General features: G+C 71.5%; 18 protein-coding genes and 1 tRNA gene. 9 read left to right on the forward strand and 10 right to left on the reverse strand.

Annotation, left to right across the window (positions count from 1 at the left end; genetic code table 11):
- Positions 1-8: 8 nt before the first annotated feature.
- A complete protein-coding gene (locus QP119_RS06310; protein ID WP_284774555.1) occupies positions 9-1,094 on the reverse strand; it encodes a metal ABC transporter solute-binding protein, Zn/Mn family in 1,086 nt (361 codons plus the stop codon).
- A 98-nt stretch (positions 1,095-1,192) separates the two neighbouring features.
- On the opposite strand from QP119_RS06310, the gene QP119_RS06315 reads away from it, so the two are divergent.
- Positions 1,193-2,296 carry a LacI family DNA-binding transcriptional regulator gene (locus QP119_RS06315; protein ID WP_284774558.1) on the forward strand — a complete coding sequence of 368 codons (1,104 nt, stop codon included), beginning with the start codon at positions 1,193-1,195 and terminating at the stop codon, positions 2,294-2,296.
- On the opposite strand, the gene otsB is transcribed toward QP119_RS06315, so the two are convergent.
- The 5 genes from otsB to thrE all read right to left on the reverse strand — a co-directional run bounded on the left by otsB (position 2,293) and on the right by thrE (position 7,360).
- Positions 2,293-3,069: a trehalose-phosphatase gene (otsB, locus tag QP119_RS06320; RefSeq protein WP_284774560.1), complete on the reverse strand. Its 777-nt coding sequence runs from the start codon at positions 3,067-3,069 to the stop codon at positions 2,293-2,295. The two genes, QP119_RS06315 and otsB, sit on opposite strands and share 4 nt — an antisense overlap.
- Before the next feature lie 105 nt (positions 3,070-3,174).
- The gene (locus QP119_RS06325) at positions 3,175-3,708 is read right to left on the reverse strand and encodes a hypothetical protein (RefSeq protein ID WP_284774562.1); all 534 of its coding nucleotides are present in this window, start codon (positions 3,706-3,708) and stop codon (positions 3,175-3,177) included.
- Positions 3,705-5,189 (reverse strand): alpha,alpha-trehalose-phosphate synthase (UDP-forming), encoded by a 1,485-nt coding sequence (locus QP119_RS06330; RefSeq protein ID WP_284774563.1) that lies wholly within the window; start codon positions 5,187-5,189, stop codon positions 3,705-3,707. The genes QP119_RS06325 and QP119_RS06330 overlap by 4 nt, the downstream gene beginning before the upstream one ends.
- A gap of 14 nt (positions 5,190-5,203) precedes the next feature.
- A complete protein-coding gene (locus QP119_RS06335; protein ID WP_284774565.1) occupies positions 5,204-5,569 on the reverse strand; it encodes a hypothetical protein in 366 nt (121 codons plus the stop codon).
- Between the two features lie 240 nt (positions 5,570-5,809).
- Positions 5,810-7,360, reverse strand: a complete 1,551-nt coding sequence (gene thrE, locus QP119_RS06340) for a threonine/serine exporter ThrE (RefSeq protein ID WP_423777766.1) — start codon at positions 7,358-7,360, stop codon at positions 5,810-5,812.
- A 182-nt stretch (positions 7,361-7,542) separates the two neighbouring features.
- Here thrE and QP119_RS06345 point away from each other — a divergent pair.
- A tRNA-Thr gene (locus QP119_RS06345) sits at positions 7,543-7,615 on the forward strand.
- A 13-nt stretch (positions 7,616-7,628) separates the two neighbouring features.
- On the opposite strand, the gene QP119_RS06350 is transcribed toward QP119_RS06345, so the two are convergent.
- Complete coding sequence (locus tag QP119_RS06350; RefSeq protein ID WP_284774569.1) at positions 7,629-9,143, reverse strand: cryptochrome/photolyase family protein; 1,515 nt, start codon at positions 9,141-9,143, stop codon at positions 7,629-7,631.
- Between the two features lie 484 nt (positions 9,144-9,627).
- Here QP119_RS06350 and QP119_RS06355 point away from each other — a divergent pair, with 484 nt between their 5' ends.
- From QP119_RS06355 to QP119_RS06375, 5 genes are all read left to right on the forward strand, one after another.
- Positions 9,628-11,052: a C1 family peptidase gene (locus tag QP119_RS06355; RefSeq protein ID WP_284774571.1), complete on the forward strand. Its 1,425-nt coding sequence runs from the start codon at positions 9,628-9,630 to the stop codon at positions 11,050-11,052.
- Positions 11,053-11,571: 519 nt separating this feature from the next.
- Positions 11,572-13,320: a pyruvate dehydrogenase gene (locus QP119_RS06360; RefSeq protein WP_284774573.1), complete on the forward strand. Its 1,749-nt coding sequence runs from the start codon at positions 11,572-11,574 to the stop codon at positions 13,318-13,320.
- Between the two features lie 261 nt (positions 13,321-13,581).
- The gene (locus QP119_RS06365) at positions 13,582-14,517 is read left to right on the forward strand and encodes a MerR family transcriptional regulator (protein WP_284774574.1); all 936 of its coding nucleotides are present in this window, start codon (positions 13,582-13,584) and stop codon (positions 14,515-14,517) included.
- 878 nt (positions 14,518-15,395) lie between these two features.
- Entirely contained in the window at positions 15,396-16,109 is a 714-nt protein-coding gene (locus QP119_RS06370; RefSeq protein ID WP_284774576.1) for a response regulator transcription factor, read from the forward strand.
- A gap of 90 nt (positions 16,110-16,199) precedes the next feature.
- Positions 16,200-18,008, forward strand: a complete 1,809-nt coding sequence (locus QP119_RS06375) for a sensor histidine kinase (RefSeq protein WP_284774578.1) — start codon at positions 16,200-16,202, stop codon at positions 18,006-18,008.
- A gap of 75 nt (positions 18,009-18,083) precedes the next feature.
- Here the strand turns inward: QP119_RS06375 and QP119_RS06380 are convergent, their stop codons facing one another.
- Both QP119_RS06380 and QP119_RS06385 read right to left on the reverse strand, forming a co-directional pair.
- On the reverse strand, positions 18,084-18,833 hold the full coding sequence (locus QP119_RS06380) for a hypothetical protein (RefSeq protein WP_284774580.1): 750 nt from the start codon (positions 18,831-18,833) through the stop codon (positions 18,084-18,086).
- Positions 18,834-18,850: 17 nt separating this feature from the next.
- A complete protein-coding gene (locus QP119_RS06385; protein ID WP_075664518.1) occupies positions 18,851-19,276 on the reverse strand; it encodes an HIT family protein in 426 nt (141 codons plus the stop codon).
- A 34-nt stretch (positions 19,277-19,310) separates the two neighbouring features.
- Here QP119_RS06385 and purD point away from each other — a divergent pair, with 34 nt between their 5' ends.
- Positions 19,311-20,606: a phosphoribosylamine--glycine ligase gene (gene purD / locus QP119_RS06390; protein ID WP_284774582.1), complete on the forward strand. Its 1,296-nt coding sequence runs from the start codon at positions 19,311-19,313 to the stop codon at positions 20,604-20,606.
- Positions 20,607-21,048: 442 nt separating this feature from the next.
- On the opposite strand, the gene QP119_RS06395 is transcribed toward purD, so the two are convergent.
- Positions 21,049-21,606 carry a hypothetical protein gene (locus tag QP119_RS06395; protein WP_284774584.1) on the reverse strand — a complete coding sequence of 186 codons (558 nt, stop codon included), beginning with the start codon at positions 21,604-21,606 and terminating at the stop codon, positions 21,049-21,051.
- A gap of 171 nt (positions 21,607-21,777) precedes the next feature.
- Between QP119_RS06395 and QP119_RS06400 the strand changes: the two genes are divergently transcribed.
- On the forward strand, positions 21,778-21,963 hold the full coding sequence (locus QP119_RS06400) for a hypothetical protein (protein WP_284774585.1): 186 nt from the start codon (positions 21,778-21,780) through the stop codon (positions 21,961-21,963).
- Positions 21,964-22,037 lie beyond the last annotated feature (74 nt).

The following is a 22,037-nucleotide window of genomic DNA, read 5'->3' on the forward strand; positions in this document are numbered from 1 at the left end:
CGAGTCTATTACCTGGCTGCCAATTTAGCAGCTTCGGAACTGTCCGCGGCCTGTGTGAGATTGTCGACGGTCTCGGTGAAGAAGTCGAGGAAGTTCTTGTCGCTCGGCGGGGTCTCCGGGATCTCGACGATCGTGATCCCCTTCTTCTCCGCGGTGTCGCGCAGGCGGTCGGTCAGGTCCGTGGCGGTCTGCGGGTTGTAGACCAGCAGGTCGATCTGATCGTTCTCGACGGCGTCGAGGAAGGCGGCGGCGTCGGCGGCCGATGGCTCACCCTCGTTGAGCGTGGTGCGGCGGAAGCCCTCCGGGGTCACCTCCTTGACGTCCGAGTGGGCGAGCAGGTGGTCGGCGATCGGCTCGGTCTGTGCGACGCGGACGGCCGGCATGCCGTGCAGCTTCTCGTGTAGGCCGTCGAGGCGCTCCTCGACCTTCTCGGCGTGCGTCTCGACGTCCGGGTCGATCTCGTGGATCGCCTCGGCGACGTCCTCGGCGACCTCGGCGACGGACTCCGGGTCGTACCAGACGTGCTCGTTGGCCTCGGCGTCGACGTGGCCCTCGGCGTCGCGGTCGGAGGCGTCGCCCTCGGCGTCCGCGTGGCCGTGGTTGTGCTCGTGCTCGTGGTCGTGGCCCTCGGCCTCGCCCTCGCCGTGGTCGTGGTGGTGGTGACCGGCCAGGTCCAGGGCGTGGACGATCAGCGGCGCGCCCTCGCCCTTCTCGGCGAGCGGCTCGTAGAGCCAGGCGTCGTAGCCGCCACCGCCGACGACGACGATGTCGGCCTCCCCGGCGCGCGCCATGTCGGCGGCGGTCGGCTCGAAGTGGTGCGGGTCGACGTCGTCGCCGGTGATCACCGGGGTGACGGCCACGCGCTCGTCGTCGGTGACCGCACGTGCCACGTCGCCCCACACGGAGGTCGAGGCGACGATCTTGATCTCGGCGTCCGGGTTGTCGGTGTCACCGCCGGCGTTCGGGCCCCCGGCGGAGTCCGAGGAGCACGCCGCCAGCCCGGCGGTCAGGGTCACGGCCGCGCCGACGGCGGCGGCCGTGCGGATCAGGCCACCGCGGCGGGTGGCCGGCTTCGGGGAGAAAGTCTTTCGCATGACCCCCAAGCAACCACTAATGAAAACGGGTGTCAACATGAAAACGTATTGAAAAAGCGTCCCGACGCATATCTCGGGTGCGCGTAGGCTCTGGTGCCATGCCCCGCCGATCGCAGCGTCACCCCACCCTGGCCTCCCTGGCCGCCGACCTCGGGGTCTCGCGCACGACGGTCTCCAACGCCTACAACCACCCCGAGGAACTCTCCGCCGAGCTGCGCGAACGCATCCTCGCCGCCGCCGTCGCCCGCGGCTACCAGGGCCCCGACCCGGCCGCCCGCTCTCTGCGCACGAGGCGCACCGGCGCGATCGGGGTGGTGCTCACCGAGGACCTCACCTACGCCTTCGAGGACCGCGCCTCCGTGGACTTCCTCGCCGGTGTGGCCGAGGCCACCGCCGGTACGCAGACCTCGCTGACCCTCATCCCCGTCGGCCCCGACGCGACCTCGCCGACCTCCCCGGTGGCCGCCGCCGTGGTCGACGGCTTCCTCGTCTACTCCGTCGCCGAGGGCGACCCCTACCTCTCCGCCGCCCAGGGCCGCGGCCTGCCCGTGGTCGTCTGCGGCCAGCCCGGGGACGTGGCCGGCGCGGACTTCGTCGGCATCGACGACCGCGCGGCCATCGCCCCGGCCGCCCGCGCCCTGGTCGCCGCCGGGCACCGCCGCGTCGGCGTGCTGGCCATCCGCCTGCTCGCCGAGCCGACCTCGGGCGCGGTCGGGCTCGACGAGCTGGACCGGGCCGCCCTGCACATCCAGCGCGACCGCATCCGCGGCGTGCTCGACGAGCTGGCCGCCGCCGGCGTCGACCCGGCCACCGTGCCCGTGGTCACCCGGCACATCAACGACCCCCGCAACGCCTACGACGCCGCCCGCGAGCTGCTCGAGGCCCACCCCGAGATCACCGCCGTGGCCTGCACCACCGACTCGATGGCCTTCGGCGTGCTCGCCTACGCCCGCGACCACGGCATCGACGTGCCCGGCGAGCTCTCGGTCACCGGCTTCGACGGTGTCGCCCGCGCCCTGGAGACGGGCCTGACCACCGTGGTTCAGCCCAACGTGGAGAAGGGGCGGGTGGCCGCGCGCCTGCTCGCCGACGCCGTCGACGCTCGCCTGGCCGACCGCGCCCGCGAACACGAACGCGTCGTACTCGAGACGACCTTCGCCCCCGGGACGACGGTCGCCGCCCCGCGGAAGGGAACCGCCTAGCCGCGCGCCGCGCGGGCGTCGGCAAGCTCGGTGAGCCACGCGGCCACGCCGGGGATGTCCGCCACGCGGGCCCCCGCCTTCGTCTCGCCCTCGCCGACCTTGACGCCCAGGTCGTTGTCGCCGAGTACCGCGAAGCCGCGCTCGTCGGTGGTGTCGTCGCCGAGGAAGACGGTCGCATCGGGGTTGAGGCGCTCGCGCTCGGCGGCGATCCAGGTGCCCTTCGTCGCATCCGAGACGGAGAACTCGACGATCATGCGGCCGTCGGTGATGTGCGCGCCGTGGGGGTCGATGGCCAGCGCCGCCTGGCGCATCTGCTCGGCCATCGGGGTGCCGGCGACCGGGCGGTAGTGCAGGCCGCGCTGGAAGGGCTTGAACTCCACGAAGCAGGGGTTGCCCTCGCACAGCGCCTCGAGCTGCTCGGTGATCGCGTCGAGGGCGGCCTGCTGCTCGTCGCTCAGCAGGTTCTCCGAGCCCTCCGGCTCGGCGCCGTGGGAGCCGACCTTGCGCACCGGGGGATCCAGCGGCACGATCTTCGACAGCTCGGCCATCATGCGCCCGGAGAGGATCACCACGTCGGTGTCCGGCATCAGCGACAGGCGACGCAGCGCCTCGATGGCGTCCTCGTCGACCGGGACGTTGAGGCGGTCCGAGCTGTGCCAGGCCAGCGTGCCGTCGAAGTCGCAGACCACCAGCAGGCGGTCGACGGCCGCGAGCTCGGCGACGGTGGGGGCGGGCTTTGACGAGGTGGGCGTGGAAGCCTGGTCGTGGTTCATGGCGCTCATGCTATCGGCAGCGCACCCCGCGGACCCAGCGGTCGGCCCCGCCTGTGGCGCACCCCGCGCCGCGCGCGGAAGTGGAGCCCGGTCTCAGGCGGGCCGTCAGCCGGCGACGAGCCGGATCGCCGGCGCGTCGATCGCGTCGGAGACCTGGGTGAGCACCATCTCGGAGTCGCCGGGGTGGGAGACCTCGAAGGGGCCGTCGAGCAGGGCGACCAGCTCGTCGTGGACGTGGCGCGCCCCGCCCACGCAGTCCTCGGGGGCGTCGTCGACGGTCACGCGCGAGAACGTGATGCGCTCGGCGTCCTCCGGGTCGCGCCGCTCGCCGGTGGCGTCGGTGTAGGCGGTCTCGGCCTGCAGCGGCACGCAGCCCGTGGAGCCGCTGACCGTCGAGGTGCCGAAGGCCAGCTGGGCCAGGCCCGCGGCCGGCCCCGGCACGGCGGCGGTGGCACCGGGCTCGGTGTAGATCGCGGTGACCTGCCAGGTCGTCTCGCCTATCAGGGGTTCCTGCGCGCAGGCGGTCAGCAGGCCCACGGCGAGCGCGGCGCCCAGCGCGCCGGCGGCGCGGGCTCCACCCGTAACCGTGCGGGAACCGCCCCGCGCACCCGGGCGCGACGTCGGAAAGCGGAAGGTCATCGCCTCTCCTCCAGACAGTGCAGGAAGGACCGCGCCCACAGGTCGACGTCGTGCTCGCTGACCTGGCGGTGCATGGCGAGCATCCGCGCGCGGGCCTCCCCGGGACGGTACGCCAGGTCCGCGGCGGCCTGGTGGATGGCGCGCTTGATCGAGTCCAGGTCGAAGGGGTTGCACACGTTCGCCTCGGCGAGCTCCTCGGCCGCGCCGGCGAACTCGCTGAGCACCAGCGCGCCCGAGCCGTCCGGGTGCGCGGCGACGTACTCTTTGGCCACCAGGTTCATCCCGTCCTTGAACGGGGTGACCAGCATGATGTCCGCGGCGGCGTAGAAGACCGCGAGCCTGGCCTTGGGCACCGAGCGGTGCAGGTACTCCACCACGGGGCGCCCGGGCTCGCCGAAGCGGCCGTTGATGCGGCCGACGGCCTCCTCGACCTCGGAGCGCGCCTGGCGGTAGTGCTCGATGCGCTCGCGCGAGGGCGTGGCCACCTGCAGCACGGTGAAGCGGGTCTGCGGCATCGCGCCGGACTCGAGGAGCTCCTCGACGGCGCGCAGGCGCTGCAGGATGCCCTTGGTGTAGTCGAGGCGGTCCACGCCCAGCATCAGCAGGTCCGGATGCCCCAGGTCGGCGCGCAGGGCCGCGACCTCGGCCGGGTCCGGGTGCGCGATGGAGTCCAGGTCGATCGAGATGGGGAAGGCGCCCACCCCGACGCGGCGCCCGTCCGGCGCGGTGACGTGGGCGGTGACCTCGCGCACCGAGGGGGTGCCCGAGACCTCGAGGGTGTCCGGCAGGCCGGTGTGGGAGCCCGCGCGCCCGGCGACTTGGCGGGTCAGCTCGAGGAAGTTGCGCGCGCAGCCGGCCAGGTGGAAGCCGATCAGGTCGGCGCCGAGCAGCCCGCGCACGATCTCCTCGCGCCAGGGCAGCTGGCGGAAGAGGTCCGGCGAGGGGAAGGGGATGTGCAGGAAGAAGCCGACGGTGACGTCGGGGCGCAGCTGGCGCAGGATACCCGGCACGAGCTGGAGCTGGTAGTCCTGCACCCACACCGTCGCGCCCTCGGCGGTGACCTCCGCGGCGGCCTCGGCGAAGCGCAGGTTGACCTCGCGGTAGGCCGCCCACCAGGAGCGGTCGTAGGTCGGGGCGGCGATCAGGTCATGGTAGAGCGGCCACAGCGTGGCGTTGGAGAAGCCCTCGTAGAAGTCGTGGTAGTCGTCCTCGCTCAGCGCCACCGGGTGCAGCAGCACGCCGGTCTCCGTGCGGAAGGGCTCGGGCACCTCGCCGACCACGCCGGGCCAGCCGACCCAGCAGCCGCGGTGCTGCTCGAGCACCGGGGACAGGGCGGCGACCAGCCCGCCGGGGGAGGGCTTGACCTCGAGGGTGCCGTCGGCGGCGCGCCCCAGGTCGACGGGCAGGCGGTTGGCCACGACGACGAAGGAGCCGGCCTCCTGCCCGGAGCCGGCGTGGGCGTCGTTGGCGGCGCTGTCCATGCTGGGCGGACCGCCTAGGACTTCTTGGTGGACTTCTTCGTCATCTTCTTCGTCATCTTCTTCGTCGACTTCTTGGTCGTCTTCTTCGTGGACTTCTTCGACGACTTCTTGGTGGACTTCTTGGTCGACTTCTTCGACGACTTCTTGGTGGACTTCTTGCCCTTGTCCTCCTCGGCCGGGTCGGGCAGGCCGTGGGCCTCGGCGAACTTGTGGTAGTCCAGGCCCTCGGGCTCGACGCCGAGCATGCACATCAGGGTCACCCCGTCGACGACGTCCTCGGCGTAGCTGGCGACGACGCCGCGGGCGGAGGCGGCGGTCTCCTCCTCGACCTTGTGCAGCGACTCGGGGCTGGGACGGTTCTCGGTGACCTTGGGCGGCACGGATCCTCCTGGAACTGGCGCGGGCATGTGAGAGGCCGGGACGGGCCCGGCCGACAGGGCCACCATTCTACGCCACCGGCCCCGCGCCGGGCCGACGGCCCTGGTTAGAGCGCTCAATTGACGACGCCGCGCACCCCGCCCGCGGCGGTCCCGCGCGGCGTCGGCGCGTGGACGTCGGCGCGGGCGCGCCGACGGTGCGGGACGCGCCGACGGGGTGGGGCGGGGCGTCGGCAATCTCTTCTAGGGCTGGCCGGGCCCCTCGGGGCGGTGGCGGCGGGTGGGCCGCGGCGGGCGCCAGCGCTGGCGGGGGCGCACGGCGCGGGCTTCGGCGGCGATGCGGGCGTCGCGGCGGGCGGCGGCGCGCTTGGCCTGGGCGAAGGTGACGCGGCCGGCGCGGCGCAGGGCGCGGTAGGGGCGGAAGACGTGCGGGCGGCGGATGCGGCGGGCGATCCACTCGCCGAGGACCAGACCGGCGGCCAGGCCGCAGGCGATGGCCAGGGCGCGCACGATGTTGGTGAAGCCGAGCAGCATCTGGTCCGACATCGCCGCGTACATGCCGCGGTAGACCGCCAGGCCCGGCAGCAGCGGGGTGATGCCGGCGATCGCGGAGATCAGCGGGGGCACGCGGAAGCGGCGGGCCAGCAGGCCGCCGGTCAGGCCGATGGCGACGGCGGCCAGGGAGGAGGCGGTCACGTCGCCGATGCCGAGGAACATGACCATGCCGTGGTACATCGCGGCACCGAACGCGCCGACCAGGCCCGAGAGCGCCACGGCGGACCACTCGGCGTAGGAGCCGATGGCGAAGCCCATGACGGTCAGCGCCGCGGCGATCACGCGGACGGGGAAGGTCTGCGGGTTGCGGGTGGCCGCGGACTCCAGCGGCGGCAGGTCCACGCCGACCAGGTCCGCCAGCTGCAGGCCGATGCCGACGCCGGCGATGATCGCGCCGGTGAACAGCAGGGTCTCGAAGAAGTGCGCGCCGGCGGTCACGGGTGCGCCGGTGATGGCGTCCTGGATCGACTGGACGAGTGTCAGGCCGGCCAGCAGGACGATGATCCCCGAGGCCACGATCTGGCTCGGTCTCATCTCCGCGGCGTGGTTCTCCACCAGCGCCCAGACGACGGCGGCCGGGATGGTGGCGATGACGCCGCCGGCGACGCACTGGAAGAAGTAGGGCAGCCCGTACCAGTTGAGCAGCTTGCCCACGCCCATGATCAGCATCGAGGTGATGAAGGCGATCAGGCCGACGAGCCAGGAGCCGCCGAGCATGATCGCGACCGCACCGCCGAGCAGTCCCCAGCCGAAGACGGCGGTCAGCGGGCCGTAGACGCCGCGCTTGGGTTCGAGCTCGTCGAGGGCCTTCTCGGCGGCCTCGGGCGGGGTGGTGCCGTCCTGGATCGAGCGGATGAGCCGGTCGACGGCGGAGAGCTTGGAGAAGTCGGTGGTCAGCGCGTGCACGACGCGGAAGACGGTGACGGGCTGCTTCTGTACGGTGCCGATCTGCGCGAAGATCGTGATGTTGTTCATCGTGATGTCGCTGTGGCACCAGTACAGGCCGTAGGCCGAGGTCACCGCGCGCATCTGCACCTTGGTGTCCGCGTTGGACGTCCCGGAGCTGAGCAGGATGTCGCCGATGCGTGCGGCGATGTCCATCACGGCGGCGACCTGCGCGCGGTCGGTCAGGTCGATCGGGGCGAACGGGGAGGGCGGCGCGGTGTGCGCGACGTCGACGGTCGCGAGGGACACGGGCCGCTTGCTCCAGCTGCGCAGGCGCGCGAAGAGACTGGACACGGCGGTGAGCGGGCCTTTCTACCAACGTCTACCAACGGGGCGCGCCGCGTGGTCGAACGCGGCGGCGACGTGCCGCCCGCAGGCGACGCCCCGTACTCTAGCGCCGGGGGACGTGGTGCGCGAAGAAGTCCACAAGGTAGGCTTTCTGCGTCGCCCGTCCGCTTCATCGCGGCGGGTGGTCCGCTGGAGTGGCGCAATTGGTAGCGCAACGGTCTTGTAAACCGTAGGTTGCGGGTTCAAGTCCCGTCTCCAGCTCTGTTTTGGCCGGTCACCGGTCCTTGATGCGCTCGTAGGCCGCCAGCGCGCGGCGTCGCGAGGCCTTCAGGTCCAGCATCGGCTCCGGGTAGGCGTCGGTGCCCAGCTCCGGCACCCACCGCGCCACGTATTCCCCGTCCGGGTCGAAGCGTTCGGCCTGCGTGACGGGGTTGAAGATCCGGAAGTACGGCGCGGCGTCGTCCCCGCACCCGGCGACCCACTGCCAGTTGAACGGGTTGGCCGCGTGGTCGGCGTCGACGAGCCGCTCCCAGAACCACTCCTCGCCGTGGCGCCAGTGGATCCCGAGGTTCTTGGTCAGCAGACTGCCGACGACCATCCGCACCCGGTTGTGCATCCGCCCCGTCTCGGCCAGCTCGCGCATCCCGGCGTCCACCAGCGGGATCCCGGTGCGCCCGGTCTGCCATCTCTCCAGGTCCTCGCGGTGCTCGGCCGGCCCGTCGGCGGGGAAGTACTCCCAGCCGAAGTCGTCGAAGCGGGAGCGCATGTTCGCCCACGCGATGTCCGGGTGGTGGTGCAGCCGGTGCCACGCGAAGTCGCGCCACAGCAGCTGCCGCAGAAACGCGTGCGCGTCGCCGGCGGCCTTGGGCTCCCGGTCGGCGAGCTCCGCGGCCGTCACCCACACCTCCCGTGGGCTGACCTCCCCGAACCGCAGGTGCGCCGAGAGCCCGCTCGTCGCGTCCACGGCCGGGAAGTCGTGGCCCTCCTCGTAGCCGGGCCCCTCGACGAGCTTGCGCAGGAACTCGTCCAGTCGCGCCCGCGCGGCCTGCTCACCTGGCGCGTTGTGGCGTTCCAGGGAGACGTCGCGTGGCCGCGCCACGTCCCCTCGATTGCCGACGTCGCGCCGCGCGGCGTCGGCAATGTCCGTTCCGGGTCCCTGCAGCGCGGGCTCGGGCAGCGGCGCGCCGAGCGCGCCGGGGGTGTCGATCAGTTCGCCGGCGCGGTGGGAGAACGGGGTGAAGACGCGGTAGGCGCCGCCCTGCCTGGTGGTCACGTCGGCCGGTTCGGTCAGCAGGTGGCCGGGGTGCTCGGTGACCGTGAGGCCCGCGGTGCGCAGGGCGTCGGCGACTGTGGCGTCGTGCTCGGCCAGCGGGGTGTGGTGGCGGTGCTGCCAGGTCGTGGCGCCGGCACCAGTGACCCGGGCCAGCCGGGGGAGGAGCGTGGCGGCGTCGCCGCGGGCCCGGATGAGCGGCACGCGGTGGGCGGCGAGGCGCCGCTCCAGCTTGCCGAGGCTCTGGTCCAGCCACCACACCGCGGCCTCGCCGGGCTCGCGCACGCCGGTCGCGGACTCGGGTTCGTCGACGTGGACGACGATGACCGCGCCGCGGGCGGCGGCCCAGGTCAGAGCGGGGTTGTCGGCGAGGCGGAGGTCGTCGTGGAGCCAGACGAGGGTCAGCGGTTCGGCGTCGGTGCGCCCGGCCTGGCCTGGCTGTCGGGCGTGGTCTGCCTGGCCTGGCTGCCGGGCTTGGTCTTCCTGGCTGGCCTGTCCGGCCTGCGGATCTTGGTCCACGAGGTGCTCCTGTTCTTCCGGTCTCCCGGTCTGCCGTCCATCGGTTCGTCGGTCTTCGGGGTCGCCGGTTCCCGGGTTTCCATCCGTCCGCGGGCCCGGCGGGCCAGTCTATGTGCCCTTCCCGGCCCCGCCGCGGCCGCGCGACCCCACCGTGACCGCGTGTGCCCCATGGTGACCGCGTGTGCCCCATGGTGTCCGTGTGTGCCCCACGGTGTCCGCGTTTACCGACCCCGGCCCGGTAATCCCGAAATCGGCCCCGCATCGCCGCAGGTCAGTGGATCGGCCGAAATCGCTTACCGACCCTGGGTCGGTAAAACCGCACCCGCCGGGCCGTGTCCGGGCCGGAAAATCCCGCCCGACCGGCCGCGGACCGGTAGCGGACCGGCCGCACCCGGGCCAGACCACCACCGGCCCGGTGTAGAACGGGAGGGAGACACTGAAAATCTCCAGGAACGCTCCCGAAACCCCGAAAGGACCCAGAAAAGTGAGCACCACCGGCCAGAACACCCCCGCGGACGGCGCCGTCGCCGTCGACCAGGTACGTACCTGGAACGAGTCCGTCGGCTCGGAGCCGGCGGTGCGCGTGGCCACCAACGCGGCGACGGTCACGGACGTCGACAAGCTCACCCTCAACCGCGGCGCCGTCACCGCGCTGGACACCTCGGTCTCGCACAAGGTCGACGACTGGGCCGTCGCCGACCAGAAGCGCTCCGGGCGCTGCTGGATCTTCGCCGGCCTGAACTCCCTGCGTGCGGCCGTGATGAGCAAGGAGAACATCAAGGACTTCCAGTTCTCCCAGGGTTTCGTGCACTTCTACGACAAGCTCGAGAAGGCCAACCACTTCCTCGTCGCCATGGACCAGCTCGCCGACCGCGAGCTCGACGACCGCACCGTCCAGCGCCTGCTCTCCCAGCCCGTCGAGGACGGCGGGCAGTGGAACATGTTCGTCGCGGTCATCGAGAAGTATGGCGTCGTGCCGAAGTACGCCATGCCGGAGACCTGGTCCTCCGAGCACACCGCCAGCCTCAACCGCGACCTGCACACCGTGCTGCGCCGCGGTGCGCTGCGCGTGCGTGCCGCCGCCGGTGCGCCCGAGTCCGGCGCCTCGCGTGACGACGCCGCGGTGGTCGCCGCGCGCGAGGAGACGTTGCGCGCCGTGCACCGCGTGCTCACCGTGCACTTGGGCGTGCCGCCGGAGTCCTTCGTGTGGCAGTACCGCGACAAGGACGGCGGCTTCCACCGCGACGGCGAGTTCACCCCGCAGGAGTTCGGCAGGACCTACCTGCCGGAGGACCTGGGCGACTACGTCTGCGTGGTCAACGACCCGCGCAACGAGTACAACCACGCCTACACCGTCGACCGGCTGGGCAACGTCGTCGGCGCGCCGAAGGTGACTTACCTGAACGCGGAGATCGACGTGCTCAAGCGCGCCGCGATCGCCTCCGTGGTCGACGGCCACCCGGTGTGGTTCGGCTGCCAGACCACCGCCTTCACCGACCGGGAGAAGGGCTACTGGGCCAGCGACCTCTACGACCGCGCCGGCTTCTACGGCCTGGACGCCGGGCAGATGGAGATGGACAAGGCCGACCGCCTGCGCACCGGCGAGTCGCTCATGGAGCACGCGATGGTCTTCACCGGCGTCGACCTGCCCGACGAGAACGTCTCAAGCTCCGCCGACCTGCCGGCCACCGCCGAGGAGATCGCGCCGCGTCGCTGGCGCGTGGAGAACTCCTGGGGCGACGAGAAAGCCGACAAGGGCTTCTGGACCATGGCCGACAACTGGTTCGCCCCCTACGTCTTCGAGATCGCCGTGCCCCCGCGCTACCTGCCCGAGGAGCTGCTCGCCGCCCGCGACGAGGAGCCCACGGTGCTGCCCGCCTGGGACCCGATGGGCGCCCTGGCGAAGTAGAGCCGGTCGGCCCGTCCCGTAGCCCGGGGGCGGGCGGACCCCTCCGGCCTCCTGCTCCGTAGCCGGGGGCGGGGCACCGCTCCCGGCCGACGCACCCGCCGGCCGCTCGTCCGCGGAACCTTCCCGTTCCGCGGTCTTTGTCGTGTGTCGGGCGCGCCCGCGCGCGCCCGCGCGCCAGGCACGGTGGCGGTGGGACCGGGGGCACTAGCCATGCCACAGCGCGCGCGCCCGCGCGGCGACGAGCACGACCAGGTCACCGAGTGGCGAGGCCATGCCACAGCGCGCGCGCCCGCGCGCCGGGCACGGTGCGGGACGTCGGCAAGCGGCGGTGGGGCGCGACGTCGGCAAGCGGAACCTGGCTCCGGTTGAGCCGGAGCACACGTTCAACCGGCGGAACGTGAGATCTCACACATCATTGGTGTCCTCTTTGTTGTCCCTTGGACGTAGGCTGTCTCCATAGGCGATAGCCTGTGCAACTTAAAAAGAAGACAGCGATAGTCAAGAGGAGCATTCACCACAGTGGCACTCACGTACGCTGAAGCACTGGTCAAGACCCTGGAGAAGCTGGGGGTGCGCCGTATCTACGGCGTCGTCGGCGACTCCCTCAACCCGATCGTCGACGCCGTGCGCGACTCCGACATCGAGTGGATCCACGTGCGCAACGAGGAGGCCGGCGCCTTCGCCGCCGGCGCCGAGTCCGTCGTCACCGGTGAGCTCGCCGTGTGCGCCGCCTCCTGCGGCCCCGGCAACACCCACCTCATCCAGGGCCTTTACGACGCCAACCGCAACGGCGCCAAGGTCCTGGCCATCGCCAGCCACATCCCGTCGCGCCAGATCGGCTCGGAGTTCTTCCAGGAGACCCACCCCGAGCAGATCTTCCAGGAGTGCTCCGGCTACTGCGAGATGGTCAACTCCGGCGAGCAGGGTGCCGTGATCACCCACCACGCCATCCAGTCCACCCTCTCCGGCAAGGGCGTGTCCGTGCTGGTCGTGCCCGGTGACGTGGCCACCCAGGAGGTCGAGGACTCCCGCTTCCTGGACTCCACGTTCTCCACCGCCCGCCCGATCGCCTACCCGGACCCGGCCGAGGCCGCGGACCTGGTCGCCGCGATCAACAAGGCCAAGTCGGTCACGCTCTTCGTCGGCGCCGGCATCGCCAACGCCCGCGAGCAGGTCCTCGAGCTCGCCGAGAAGATCAAGGCCCCGATCGGCCACGCTTTCGGCGGCAAGCACTTCATCCAGTACGACAACCCCTTCGACGTCGGCATGTCCGGCCTGCTCGGCTACGGCGCCTGCTACGACGCCTGCCAGGAGGCCGACCTGCTGATCCTCATCGGCACCGACTTCCCGTACAACGACTTCCTGCCCTCGAAGAACGTCGCGCAGATCGACGTCGACGGCGCCAAGATCGGCCACCGCACCACCGTGCGCCACCCCGTCGTCGGTGACGCCGGCGCCGTGATCGAGAACATCCTGCCCTCGATCGAGGAGAAGAAGGACCGCTCCTTCCTCGACCGCCAGCTCAATAAGCACGCCAAGCTGCTCGAGAGCGTCGTCGACGCCTACTCCAAGAACGTGGACAAGCACGTGCCGATCCACCCGGAGTACGCCGCCGACATCCTCGACGAGCTCGCCGCCGACGACGCGATCTTCACCGTCGACACCGGCATGTGCAACGTGTGGGCCGCGCGCTACCTGACCCCGAACGGCAAGCGCATCGACATGGGCTCCTACCGCCACGGCACCATGGCCAACGCCCTGCCGCAGGCCATCGGCGCCCAGGCGCAGGACCGCAACCGCCAGGTCATCAGCATGTCCGGCGACGGCGGCCTGGGCATGCTCATGGGCGAGCTGCTCACCGTCAAGCTGCACGACCTGCCGGTGAAGATCTTCACCTTCAACAACTCCTCGCTCGGCATGGTCAAGCTGGAGATGCTGGTCCAGGGCATGCCGGAGTACGAGACCGACCACGAGCACGTCAACTACGCCAAGATCGCGGAGGCCGCCGGCATCAAGGCCATCCGCATCGAGGACCCGAAGAAGCTGCGCGAGGGCATCCAGGAGGCGCTCGACTACCGAGGCCCGGTCCTGGTGGACATCGTCACCGACCCGAACGCGCTGTCCATCCCGCCGAGCATCACCTGGGAGATGCTGATGGGCTTCTCCAAGGCCGCGACCCGCACCGTCATGGGCGGCGGCGTCGGCTCCATGATCAACATGGCGCGTTCCAACCTGCGCAACATCCCGAAGTCGACCGCGCAGTTCTAGGAGCTGGGGTTCCCGGGTTCCAGGGCTCCGGGTTTCCCGGGCTCTGGGTTTCCGGGCCGTGGTCGGTGCCTCCGAGAGGGCTCCGGCCCGGCTGTTCCTGGTCGCAGGGCCGGCTGATCTTCGTCGTAGGGTCGGACGGCCCGGTCGCAGGGCCGGATAGTCCGGCCGGTTTCCCGGTCAGGTTCCCGAAAGGGTTCCTGACCGGGGTTTTCGTCTGCCCGGGTTGACCTTGACGCGGCGTTAACCAGCAGACTGATCGGCATGAGCGAAACGGACATGACCCCGCGCGACGGTGGAGACCGGACGATCGGTGAGACCGCCGGACTGCTCGGCGTGAGCACCCGCACGCTGCGGCACTGGGACGAGATCGGGCTGTTGCAGCCCGCGTGGCGAACCAGTGCCGATTACCGCCTCTACACCGAGACGGACATCGAGCGTGCGCTGACGATCCTGGCCTACCGGAGCGCGGGGTTGTCCCTCGGGGAGATCGCCGACCTGCTGGACGAGCAGGCGCGGGACTCCCGGGTCGCTCAGCTACGCAGGCAGCGCGGCGTGCTCCTCGAGCGTGCGGCGCACCTGACCAGGATGATCGCGGCGGTCGACCGGCTGCTGGAGGAGGAGAATGACATGAAGGACGACGAGCGCATGACGATCGAGGAGAAGGTCGAGCTGTTCGGCAAGGACTGGCCGCAGTGGCAGGACGAGGCGCGGCAACGCTGGGGCGACACCCCGGAGTGGGCGGAGTCTGAACGCCGTCAGCAGAAGATGAGCCGCTCGGACGGGGAGGACGCGAAGGCGGAGATGGACTCCTTCCGGGACGCGCTGGTCGACGCCTGCGACCGTGGCGTCGAGCCGGGCAGCGCCGAGGCCGATGACCTGGTGCTGCGCCACCGCGCCTCCATCGACCGCTACTACCCGGCGAGCCCCGAGAAGCAGGTGATCCTGGCCCGGATGTACCTCAGCGACGACCGCTTCGCGCCCGCGTACGGCGACGCTGCCACGGATCCCGCCGGTTCTGATGTGGCGGTGGGTTCCGATGCGGCGGTGGGTTCTGATGAGGCTGCGCGCTCCGGCGACTCGCCCGCTGATGAGGCTGTGTCCCGGGGCGGGGCCCGCTACCGCGAATACCTGCGCGACATCGTGGAGGCCCGCGCCGTCGCCGAGGAGGTCGACCTCGATCGGGTTCAGTGGCGCTGAGCTTGTGAGGTCGGGGTGCCGGAGACCCTGTTCGGGGTGCCGGGGCCTTGCAGGGGGGGGTGCCGGGGCCTTGCAGGGGGTCCCGGGGCCTTGCAGGGGGTACCGGGGCCTTGCAGGGGGTCCCGGAGACCTTGCGCGGGGTCCCGGAGACCTTGCTCGGGGCCCCGGGGCCTTGCACGGGAGGGGCGCCGGGCCTGAGATACCGGGTAGTCGTGATGCCGGGGGACGTGATACCGGGAAAATGTGTCATGGGGGAATTCAACGACCGACGTTTTCCCAGGTCACGGTGAAGGCTCCGTCCTGCGATAACACAAAAAGTCGGTCGGCACGCCGGAACCCCGGCCGGGATGACACAAAAACCCGGCCGGGACGACACAAAAACCCGGCCGGCGCTCCAGATCCGCGGCCGGCACGCCCCGAGCCCCACACCCCGGATCCCACACCCCGGATCCTCGTGCTCTGAGCTCCTGCGCGCCAGCTCCGCCCATGTTCCCGGTAACGTGCTCCGGGGGCTGTGAAATTCGCCCTAATTGCGCCTCCCTGTACGCCGATCCCACACCCCCTTAAATCGCCATGACCTGCATGAACGCCATTCGCTACGTACAGAAAACATTCAGGAACCGTTCAGGCACGACCGATGACGCACGTGTCTAATGGATGTCAGTGAATCGGCGGAAGGTATCGCGCCGCCGGCACGGGCCCACCGGGCACACGGATCGGTCGGCCGACCACCCGGCACCGGATGGCCAACCGGAACCGGATGGCCTCCCGACACCGGGCAGACAACCCGAGACCGACCGGCCACGAAACACCGGCAACCGGGCCCAGACGTCGGCAACCAGCCCCGCCGGACCGAGCAGAGAGATTGAGCAGGATCCATGGACAACATCAATGACACCAACCAGATCAAGGTCCTCGTCGTCGACGACGAGCCCAACATCGTCGAGCTGCTGACCGTCGGCCTGAAGTTCCAGGGCTTCGACGTCCGCTCCGCGGGCAACGGTAACGAGGCCCTCGAGGTCGCCAAGGACTTCCACCCGGACGCCTTCATCCTTGACGTGATGATGCCGGACATGGACGGCTTCGAGCTCCTGCCGAAGCTCCGCGAGGCCGGCATGGAGGGCCCGGTGCTCTTCCTGACCGCCAAGGACGCCGTCGAGAGCCGCATCCACGGCCTGACCATCGGCGCTGACGATTACGTCACCAAGCCGTTCTCCCTGGAGGAGGTCATCACCCGCCTGCGCGTGATCCTCCGCCGCGGCGCGGCCCAGGACGGCGGCCGCGACGACGCGACCGTCACCTACGCGGACCTCACCCTCAACGACGACACCCACGAGGTCACCAAGGCCGGCGAGATCGTCGAGCTCTCGCCGACCGAGTTCAACCTGCTGCGCTACCTGATGCTCAACGCGGAGGTCGTGCTCAGCAAGTCAAAGATCCTCGACAACGTCTGGCACTACGACTTCGGCGGCGACGGCAACGTCGTCGAGTCCTACATCTCCTACCTGCGCCGCAAGGTCGACACGGGCGATCAGCCGTTGATCCACACCGTGCGCGGCGTCGGCTACGTGCTGCGCCGCCCGCGCTCCTGACCCACACCCCGCCCGGCGCCGCCGGGACGGGGGGCCAGCGCCCGCGCACCACGCGGGTGAATCGAGAGTAGGGACGGAGCGAGCCCACGTATGCACGGTGACGACCGCGCCAAGCGCCAGATTTCCGACGCCCGCGCAGACGCCGCGAGCGCCGCATCTGCGGCGTCCAGCGCCGACGCGGGTTCCGGCGTGCCCGAAAGCGCCGGCACAGCCGGCGCCTGGGCCGCCCCGGCCGCCCCGACAGGCGGGCCCGGCTCCACGGACGGCCCGCAGACCGGCTCCACGGACGCGGCGCACGGCCCGCAGGCCGGCGCCCCGGGTTCCGCCGGCGGGCAGGGCTCCGCGGGCGCGACCGCCTGGTCGGCCACGGCCGGCGCTGGCACCACTGACGCCACCGACGCCACCGGCGCCCCAGGCGCCGGGGAACCGGACACCGCACGGAGGGGCAACCGGTGGGGCCGACGGGGCGTCGGCAAGCAACGGAAGAGGGCGCGGTACGGGCGGCGGCGCACGTGGCGCGGGCCGATCGCCGCGCTGAGCACGAGCGTCTCGCTGCGTTTCCTGATCCTGACGCTGATCATCCTGATCTCGGGGGCGGGGCTGTTCGGCTCGTCGATCGCGGTCTCGCAGATCATGCGCGACGCCGTCTACGGGCGCGTCGACGAGGAGCTGCACGACTCGCTCGGCGGCTGGGCCAACAACGCCGAGATCTTCCACGCCGGCGGCGCCGGGGCGCGCCCGCCCAGCGAGTACGTGGTGATCAAGATCTTCCAGGACGGCTCGATGGTCACCTACAACGAGGCCGGCGGCGGGCCCGACCTGGGGCAGGTGCGCCTCGGCGTGGGCATCCAGACCGTCGGCAGCGACCCCGACACCGGCGACCAGGTGCGCTGGCGCACCATCACCGACAGTCAGCAGGGCGTGACGACGGTCGTGGCGAAGTCGCTGGCCTCCGAGGACTCGATCATGGCCAACCTGAACAACATCCAGGGCCTGATCAGCCTCGTCGCGCTCGCCATGATGGGCGGGCTGGGCTACGTGATGACCACGCGCGCCCTGCGCCCGCTCAGTGAGGTCAAGGAGACCGCCAACGCCATCGCCGCCGGCGACCACGACCGGCGCCTGCCGAAGTGGAACACCGACACCGAGGTCGGCCAGCTGGCCCGATCGCTGAACACGATGCTGGAGCGCCTGCAGGCCTCGATCCGCGAGTCGCAGGCCAAGGAGGAGCAGATGCGCCGCTTCGTCGGCGACGCCTCCCACGAGCTGCGCACCCCGCTGACCAGCGTGCGCGGCTACGCCGAGCTCTACCGCAGCGGCGCGGTCGGCGACGTGGACATGGTGCTCGGCAAGATCGACGAGGAGTCCAAGCGCATGAGCCTGCTCGTCGAGGACCTGCTCGCGCTCACGCGCGCCGAGGGTCAGAAGCTCGAGATGAAGCCCGTCGACATGCTCGAGTTGTGCCTGTCGGTCGCCGGCTCCGCGCGGGCGGCGTTCCCCGAGCGGCGCATCGGCGTGGACAACCGTGTCGACGAGGTGCCCATGGTCGAGGGCGACAAGGACCGCCTGCACCAGTGCCTGCTCAACCTGGTGACCAACGGGCTGCGCCACGGCGGCGACGCCGCCGAGGTCACCCTGCGGCTGCGCGAGGACGGGCCCGATCACCTGCTGGTGCAGGTCGCCGACGACGGCCGCGGCATGTCGGCCGAGGACGCCGCGCACATCTTCGAGCGCTTCTACCGTGCGGACACCTCGCGCTCGCGGGCCTCGGGCGGCTCGGGGCTGGGTCTGGCGATCACCAAGTCGCTGGTGGAGAAGCACGGCGGCTCCATCTCGGTGGAGTCCGAGCAGGGCGTGGGCTCCGTGTTCACGATCCGGCTGGCGCGGCTGCCGGAGTAGGGCTCGCCCGGGCCTTGGCCTGCGGCGGGGGCGCGCCTGTGTGGCGCTGCGGGCCCGGGGCGGCAGCGCAGTAAGTCACTGCAGCGCGGCGAGGACCTCGTCGACCAGCTGCGGGAGGTTCTCGTGGCGCACCCCGTGCACGCGCACGAGGCGGAAGGCGAGCGCCGAGCCCGCGGCGGCTGCCGGGCCAGGCTCCGCGCCGGGAGCCGCGCAAGGCCCCTCCGGCACCCCGGCCAACCCCCGCAGGTCCGAGGAGGCCTCGGGAACCACGCGATCGGCGTCCGAGACGACCGAGACGACGCTCAAACCCCCGTCAAAGACCGCGCCCAGCGGCCCCTTAAGCCCGGGCACCTCGCCCGGCCGGTCCGTCATGACCTCGGCCGCTCCCGCCGAGAAGAACCGCACGATCCCGCGGGCCGGCACCCGGCGCAGCCACGGGTCGGCCAGGTGCGCGGGCAGCCCCCTGAAACACGCCCCCAGCCCCACCAGCCGGCGCACCGGCACCCCGGCGCCCGCCAGCAGCAGCCCGTGCAGCCCGCCCAGCGAGTGGCCCACCACGTCGATGGACCCGTCGGGCGATCCCGCGGCCAACCGCCGCGCCACCGGAAGAAGTTCGTTCTGCGCCGCGCCCAGCGGCGCAGTGCCGCGCCCGCCGTACGGGGGCGCGCAGACGGTGCGCTGCGCGACGTCGGCAAGCGAGGAAAGCAACGGGCCGAAGTTCCCCGGCGAGCCGACCGAACCGTGCAGCACCAGAAGCGGGCGCACGCCGGTGGCCCGCGAGACGGCCGGCCCGGGCAGGTCGGGCACGCTCCCGCGGGTGGGCACCAGCCTCAGCAGGGGATTCAGCGCGGGCGACCCTCAGAGTCGGTGTCGAGGGCGGCGCGCAGCTTCTCGGCGGCCTCGTCCATCTTGGCCGGGTCCGTCTTATCCGCGGGGATGGCGGCCGAGAGGTCGTAGCCGGACATGTCGTCGGCCGGGAAGACGTGGATGTGGGCGTGGGGCACCTCGAAACCGGCGATCAGGTAGCCCGCGCGCGCCGAGCCGAACGCCTCGATGACGGCGCGGCCGACGGTCTGGGCGACGTCGTTGAGGTGGGCCCACAGCTCAGGGGCGATGTCCGTCCATTTGTCGACCTGCTCGACCGGCACCACCAGCACGTGCCCGTAGGCGACCGGCTCAATGCTCAGGAACGCGACCGCGCGGTCGTCCCGGTAGACGAAGCGGCCCGGCAGGTCGCCCTCGATGATCTTCGTGAACACGCTACTCATGGCCCTCAGCCTACGGGGCCGTACACTCAGTGTCATGAAAATCCTCGTCATCGGCGCCGGCGCGCGCGAACACGCACTGCTCAAGGGCCTTTCCGCGGACCCCGTCCGCCCCGAACTCCACGTCGCCCCCGGCAACGCCGGCATGGCCGGGCTCGCCACGATTCACGACGTCCCGGTGACCGACGCAGGCGGTCTCGTCACCCTGGCACGTTCGGTCGCCGCGGACCTGGTGGTCATCGGCCCGGAGGCGCCGCTCGTGGCGGGTGTGGCCGATGAGCTGCGTGCCGAGGGCTTCGCGGTCTTCGGGCCCTCGGCGAAGGCGGCGCGGCTCGAGGGGTCGAAGGCCTTCGCCAAGGACGTCATGGCGGCCGCGGGCGTGCGCACCGCGCGGGCCCGGCAGCTGGCCCCGGGCGCGGAGGCGGAGGTCGATTCCGCGCTCGACGAGTTCGGGCCGACCTGGGTGGTCAAGGACGACGGGCTCGCCGGCGGCAAGGGTGTGGTGGTCACCCCCGATCGTGCGGTCGCCCGCGCGCACGCCGAGGAGGTGCTCGCCGCCGGCAACCCCGTGCTCTTCGAGTCCTTCCTGACCGGCCCCGAGGTCTCCCTGTTCTGCCTGGTCGACGGCGAGACCGTGGTGCCGCTGCTGCCCGCGCAGGACCACAAGCGCGCCTACGACGACGACAAGGGACCCAACACCGGCGGCATGGGCGCGTACTGCCCGCTGCCGTGGCTGCCGTCCGACGGTGTGGAGCGCATCGTCGACGAGGTCTGCCGACCCGTCGCCGCCGAGATGGTGCGCCGCGGCGAGCCGTACTCCGGCCTGCTCTACGCGGGTCTGGTGTGGGGTCCGGAGGGCCCGGCCGTGGTGGAGTTCAACGCCCGCTTCGGTGACCCGGAGACCCAGGCGGTGCTCTCGCTGCTCAAGACCCCGCTGGCGGGGCTGCTGGATGCCGTGGCGCGCGGGACGCTCGCCGAGCACCCGGCCCTGGAGTGGGAGGACGGCGCGGCGGTCACGGTCGTGCTCGCGGCCGAGGGGTACCCGGCCGGCCCGCGCAAGGGGGATGCGATCAGCGGGCTTCCCGAGGACACCGAGGACGCGTACGTGCTGCACGCCGGGACGGCTGCTGCTGGTTCTGGTTCTGGGGTCGGTTCTGCGGCGCCGGAGTTCGTCTCCGCCGGCGGTCGGGTGCTGTCGGTCGTGGGCAAGGGCGCGGACCTCGCCGAGGCCCGCGAGCGTGCCTACGCCCTGCTCGAGGGCATCGAGCTGAAGGGCTCGTTCTACCGCCACGACATCGGCGCGGCCGCCCTGGAGGGGCGCATCTCGCTCTGATCCTGGTCTGACCTGGGACGGACGGGTGCTCCCTGTCCTCTCTGTCCGGTGGGCCCGGGCCAGTTTCCTCTGGTCCGGGCCTTTCTGTCCTCCCGATCGGGCCGCGGGCCCTGTCCTGCCTCCCCGACCGACCCGTGTGCTCCGTCCTGCTCCTGAGGGACGGGTCCGTGGGCATTTTGCGTAGGTTTGTCGGGTCGCCTCCGCGTTTCCGCAGGTCAGATTTCAGGCCGGCGGACAAACCCACCCAAAATGCCCACGGGGATGCCGTCGGACACCGACCCTGGTGCCGGTGGTGCGCGTGTGGCGTGCCCGCGGGATCGGGGCGCGCCTGGGGTGCGCGTGTGGCGCGGTCACCCGATCAGGGCCGGGCCGGAAGTTCCGGCAACTGGGCTCTGCTGGTGTAGGCCCGGGCCAACCTGTCCGGAAGGTCGGGTCTGCCGAGTCAGGGGCCGGGGAACCAGGGGTCCCGCGATCCGTGGCGGCGGCCGCGACCGAGGTCCGGCACGGACCCGTCGACCGTCGGCTGATAACCCGGGGACTCCTCGGGGAAGGAATCCATGTAGTCCCGCCTGCGGTCGTAGGGGAGCTTCGGGACGTCGGCGTAGAAGCGGCCGTCGTCACCCGGGCGCACCCGCGTGAAGTGCCGGTCCCGCCCGTAGCGGTACCGCAGCCCCGCCGTCCACTCCTCCCTGCTGGGCGGCAGCGACCACCGGGACGGGTCCAGCGCCAACCCGCGCCCGGCCAACCGCCGGTGCAGATCCACGATCTCGGTGAAGGTCTGTCCCCGCCGGAAGGCCGCGGCGTCCACGTGGCGCAGCGTCAGTCCCGCGTTCGTCAGGAGTCGGGCGCGTTCCAGCTCATGGGACGCCCGTCGCGCACCCGCCGCCCCCGCGGTCTTCGCCGCGCCCTCGTACTCGACGATCAACCCGGAGTGCGGAAACAGGAAGTCGGCGCGCCCGAGCGACACCCCGCATTCGTCGTACATCTCAGCCTGCTGCACAGGGCGAAGTCCCAGCTCACGAAGCTGGACACGCAACCTCGCTCCTGCGGGGACTCGCTCCACGGGCCCGCGAGGGCGGCCACGCGTCGCGCGTGCGATGCCGCGCGTGAGCAGGCGCCGGCCGAGGGCCGTGCGGATGGACTCCGGGCCCGCGAGTCCGAGGTGCAGTGCGTGTTCCAGCGGGACCAGGCCGTGCAGGAAGCCGTCGAGGCGCGCGGCGTCGAGTGCGCACTGCGTCGGGTCGAGGACCGGGACCCGGTGCTCGCCGATCTCGGGGTGACCGGCCTGTCCGCCGATGTCGCCGGCGGAGGCCGGTGCGGCGAGGAGCCGTATGTCCGGGCGTTGGCGGGCGTGTGAGGTTACCCTCGTTTAGTGGACACCCAACTTGTACGGATGTTGTGTCCGTAGGAGAGGATGTTCATTGTGAGCCA

Origin of the sequence: Corynebacterium frankenforstense, from assembly GCF_030211955.1 — a bacterium.
In the GTDB taxonomy this organism is placed as follows: domain Bacteria; phylum Actinomycetota; class Actinomycetes; order Mycobacteriales; family Mycobacteriaceae; genus Corynebacterium; species Corynebacterium frankenforstense_A.

Coding starts and splice junctions, on each gene's coding strand:
- QP119_RS06310 (WP_284774555.1), bottom strand. CDS start 1,094: ATGCGAAAGACTTTCTCCCCGAAGCCGGCCACCCGCCGCGGTGGCCTG.
- QP119_RS06315 (WP_284774558.1), top strand. CDS start 1,193: ATGCCCCGCCGATCGCAGCGTCACCCCACCCTGGCCTCCCTGGCCGCC.
- otsB (WP_284774560.1), bottom strand. CDS start 3,069: ATGAACCACGACCAGGCTTCCACGCCCACCTCGTCAAAGCCCGCCCCC.
- QP119_RS06325 (WP_284774562.1), bottom strand. CDS start 3,708: ATGACCTTCCGCTTTCCGACGTCGCGCCCGGGTGCGCGGGGCGGTTCC.
- QP119_RS06330 (WP_284774563.1), bottom strand. CDS start 5,189: ATGGACAGCGCCGCCAACGACGCCCACGCCGGCTCCGGGCAGGAGGCC.
- QP119_RS06365 (WP_284774574.1), top strand. CDS start 13,582: ATGAGCGAAACGGACATGACCCCGCGCGACGGTGGAGACCGGACGATC.
- QP119_RS06370 (WP_284774576.1), top strand. CDS start 15,396: ATGGACAACATCAATGACACCAACCAGATCAAGGTCCTCGTCGTCGAC.
- QP119_RS06375 (WP_284774578.1), top strand. CDS start 16,200: ATGCACGGTGACGACCGCGCCAAGCGCCAGATTTCCGACGCCCGCGCA.
- QP119_RS06385 (WP_075664518.1), bottom strand. CDS start 19,276: ATGAGTAGCGTGTTCACGAAGATCATCGAGGGCGACCTGCCGGGCCGC.
- purD (WP_284774582.1), top strand. CDS start 19,311: ATGAAAATCCTCGTCATCGGCGCCGGCGCGCGCGAACACGCACTGCTC.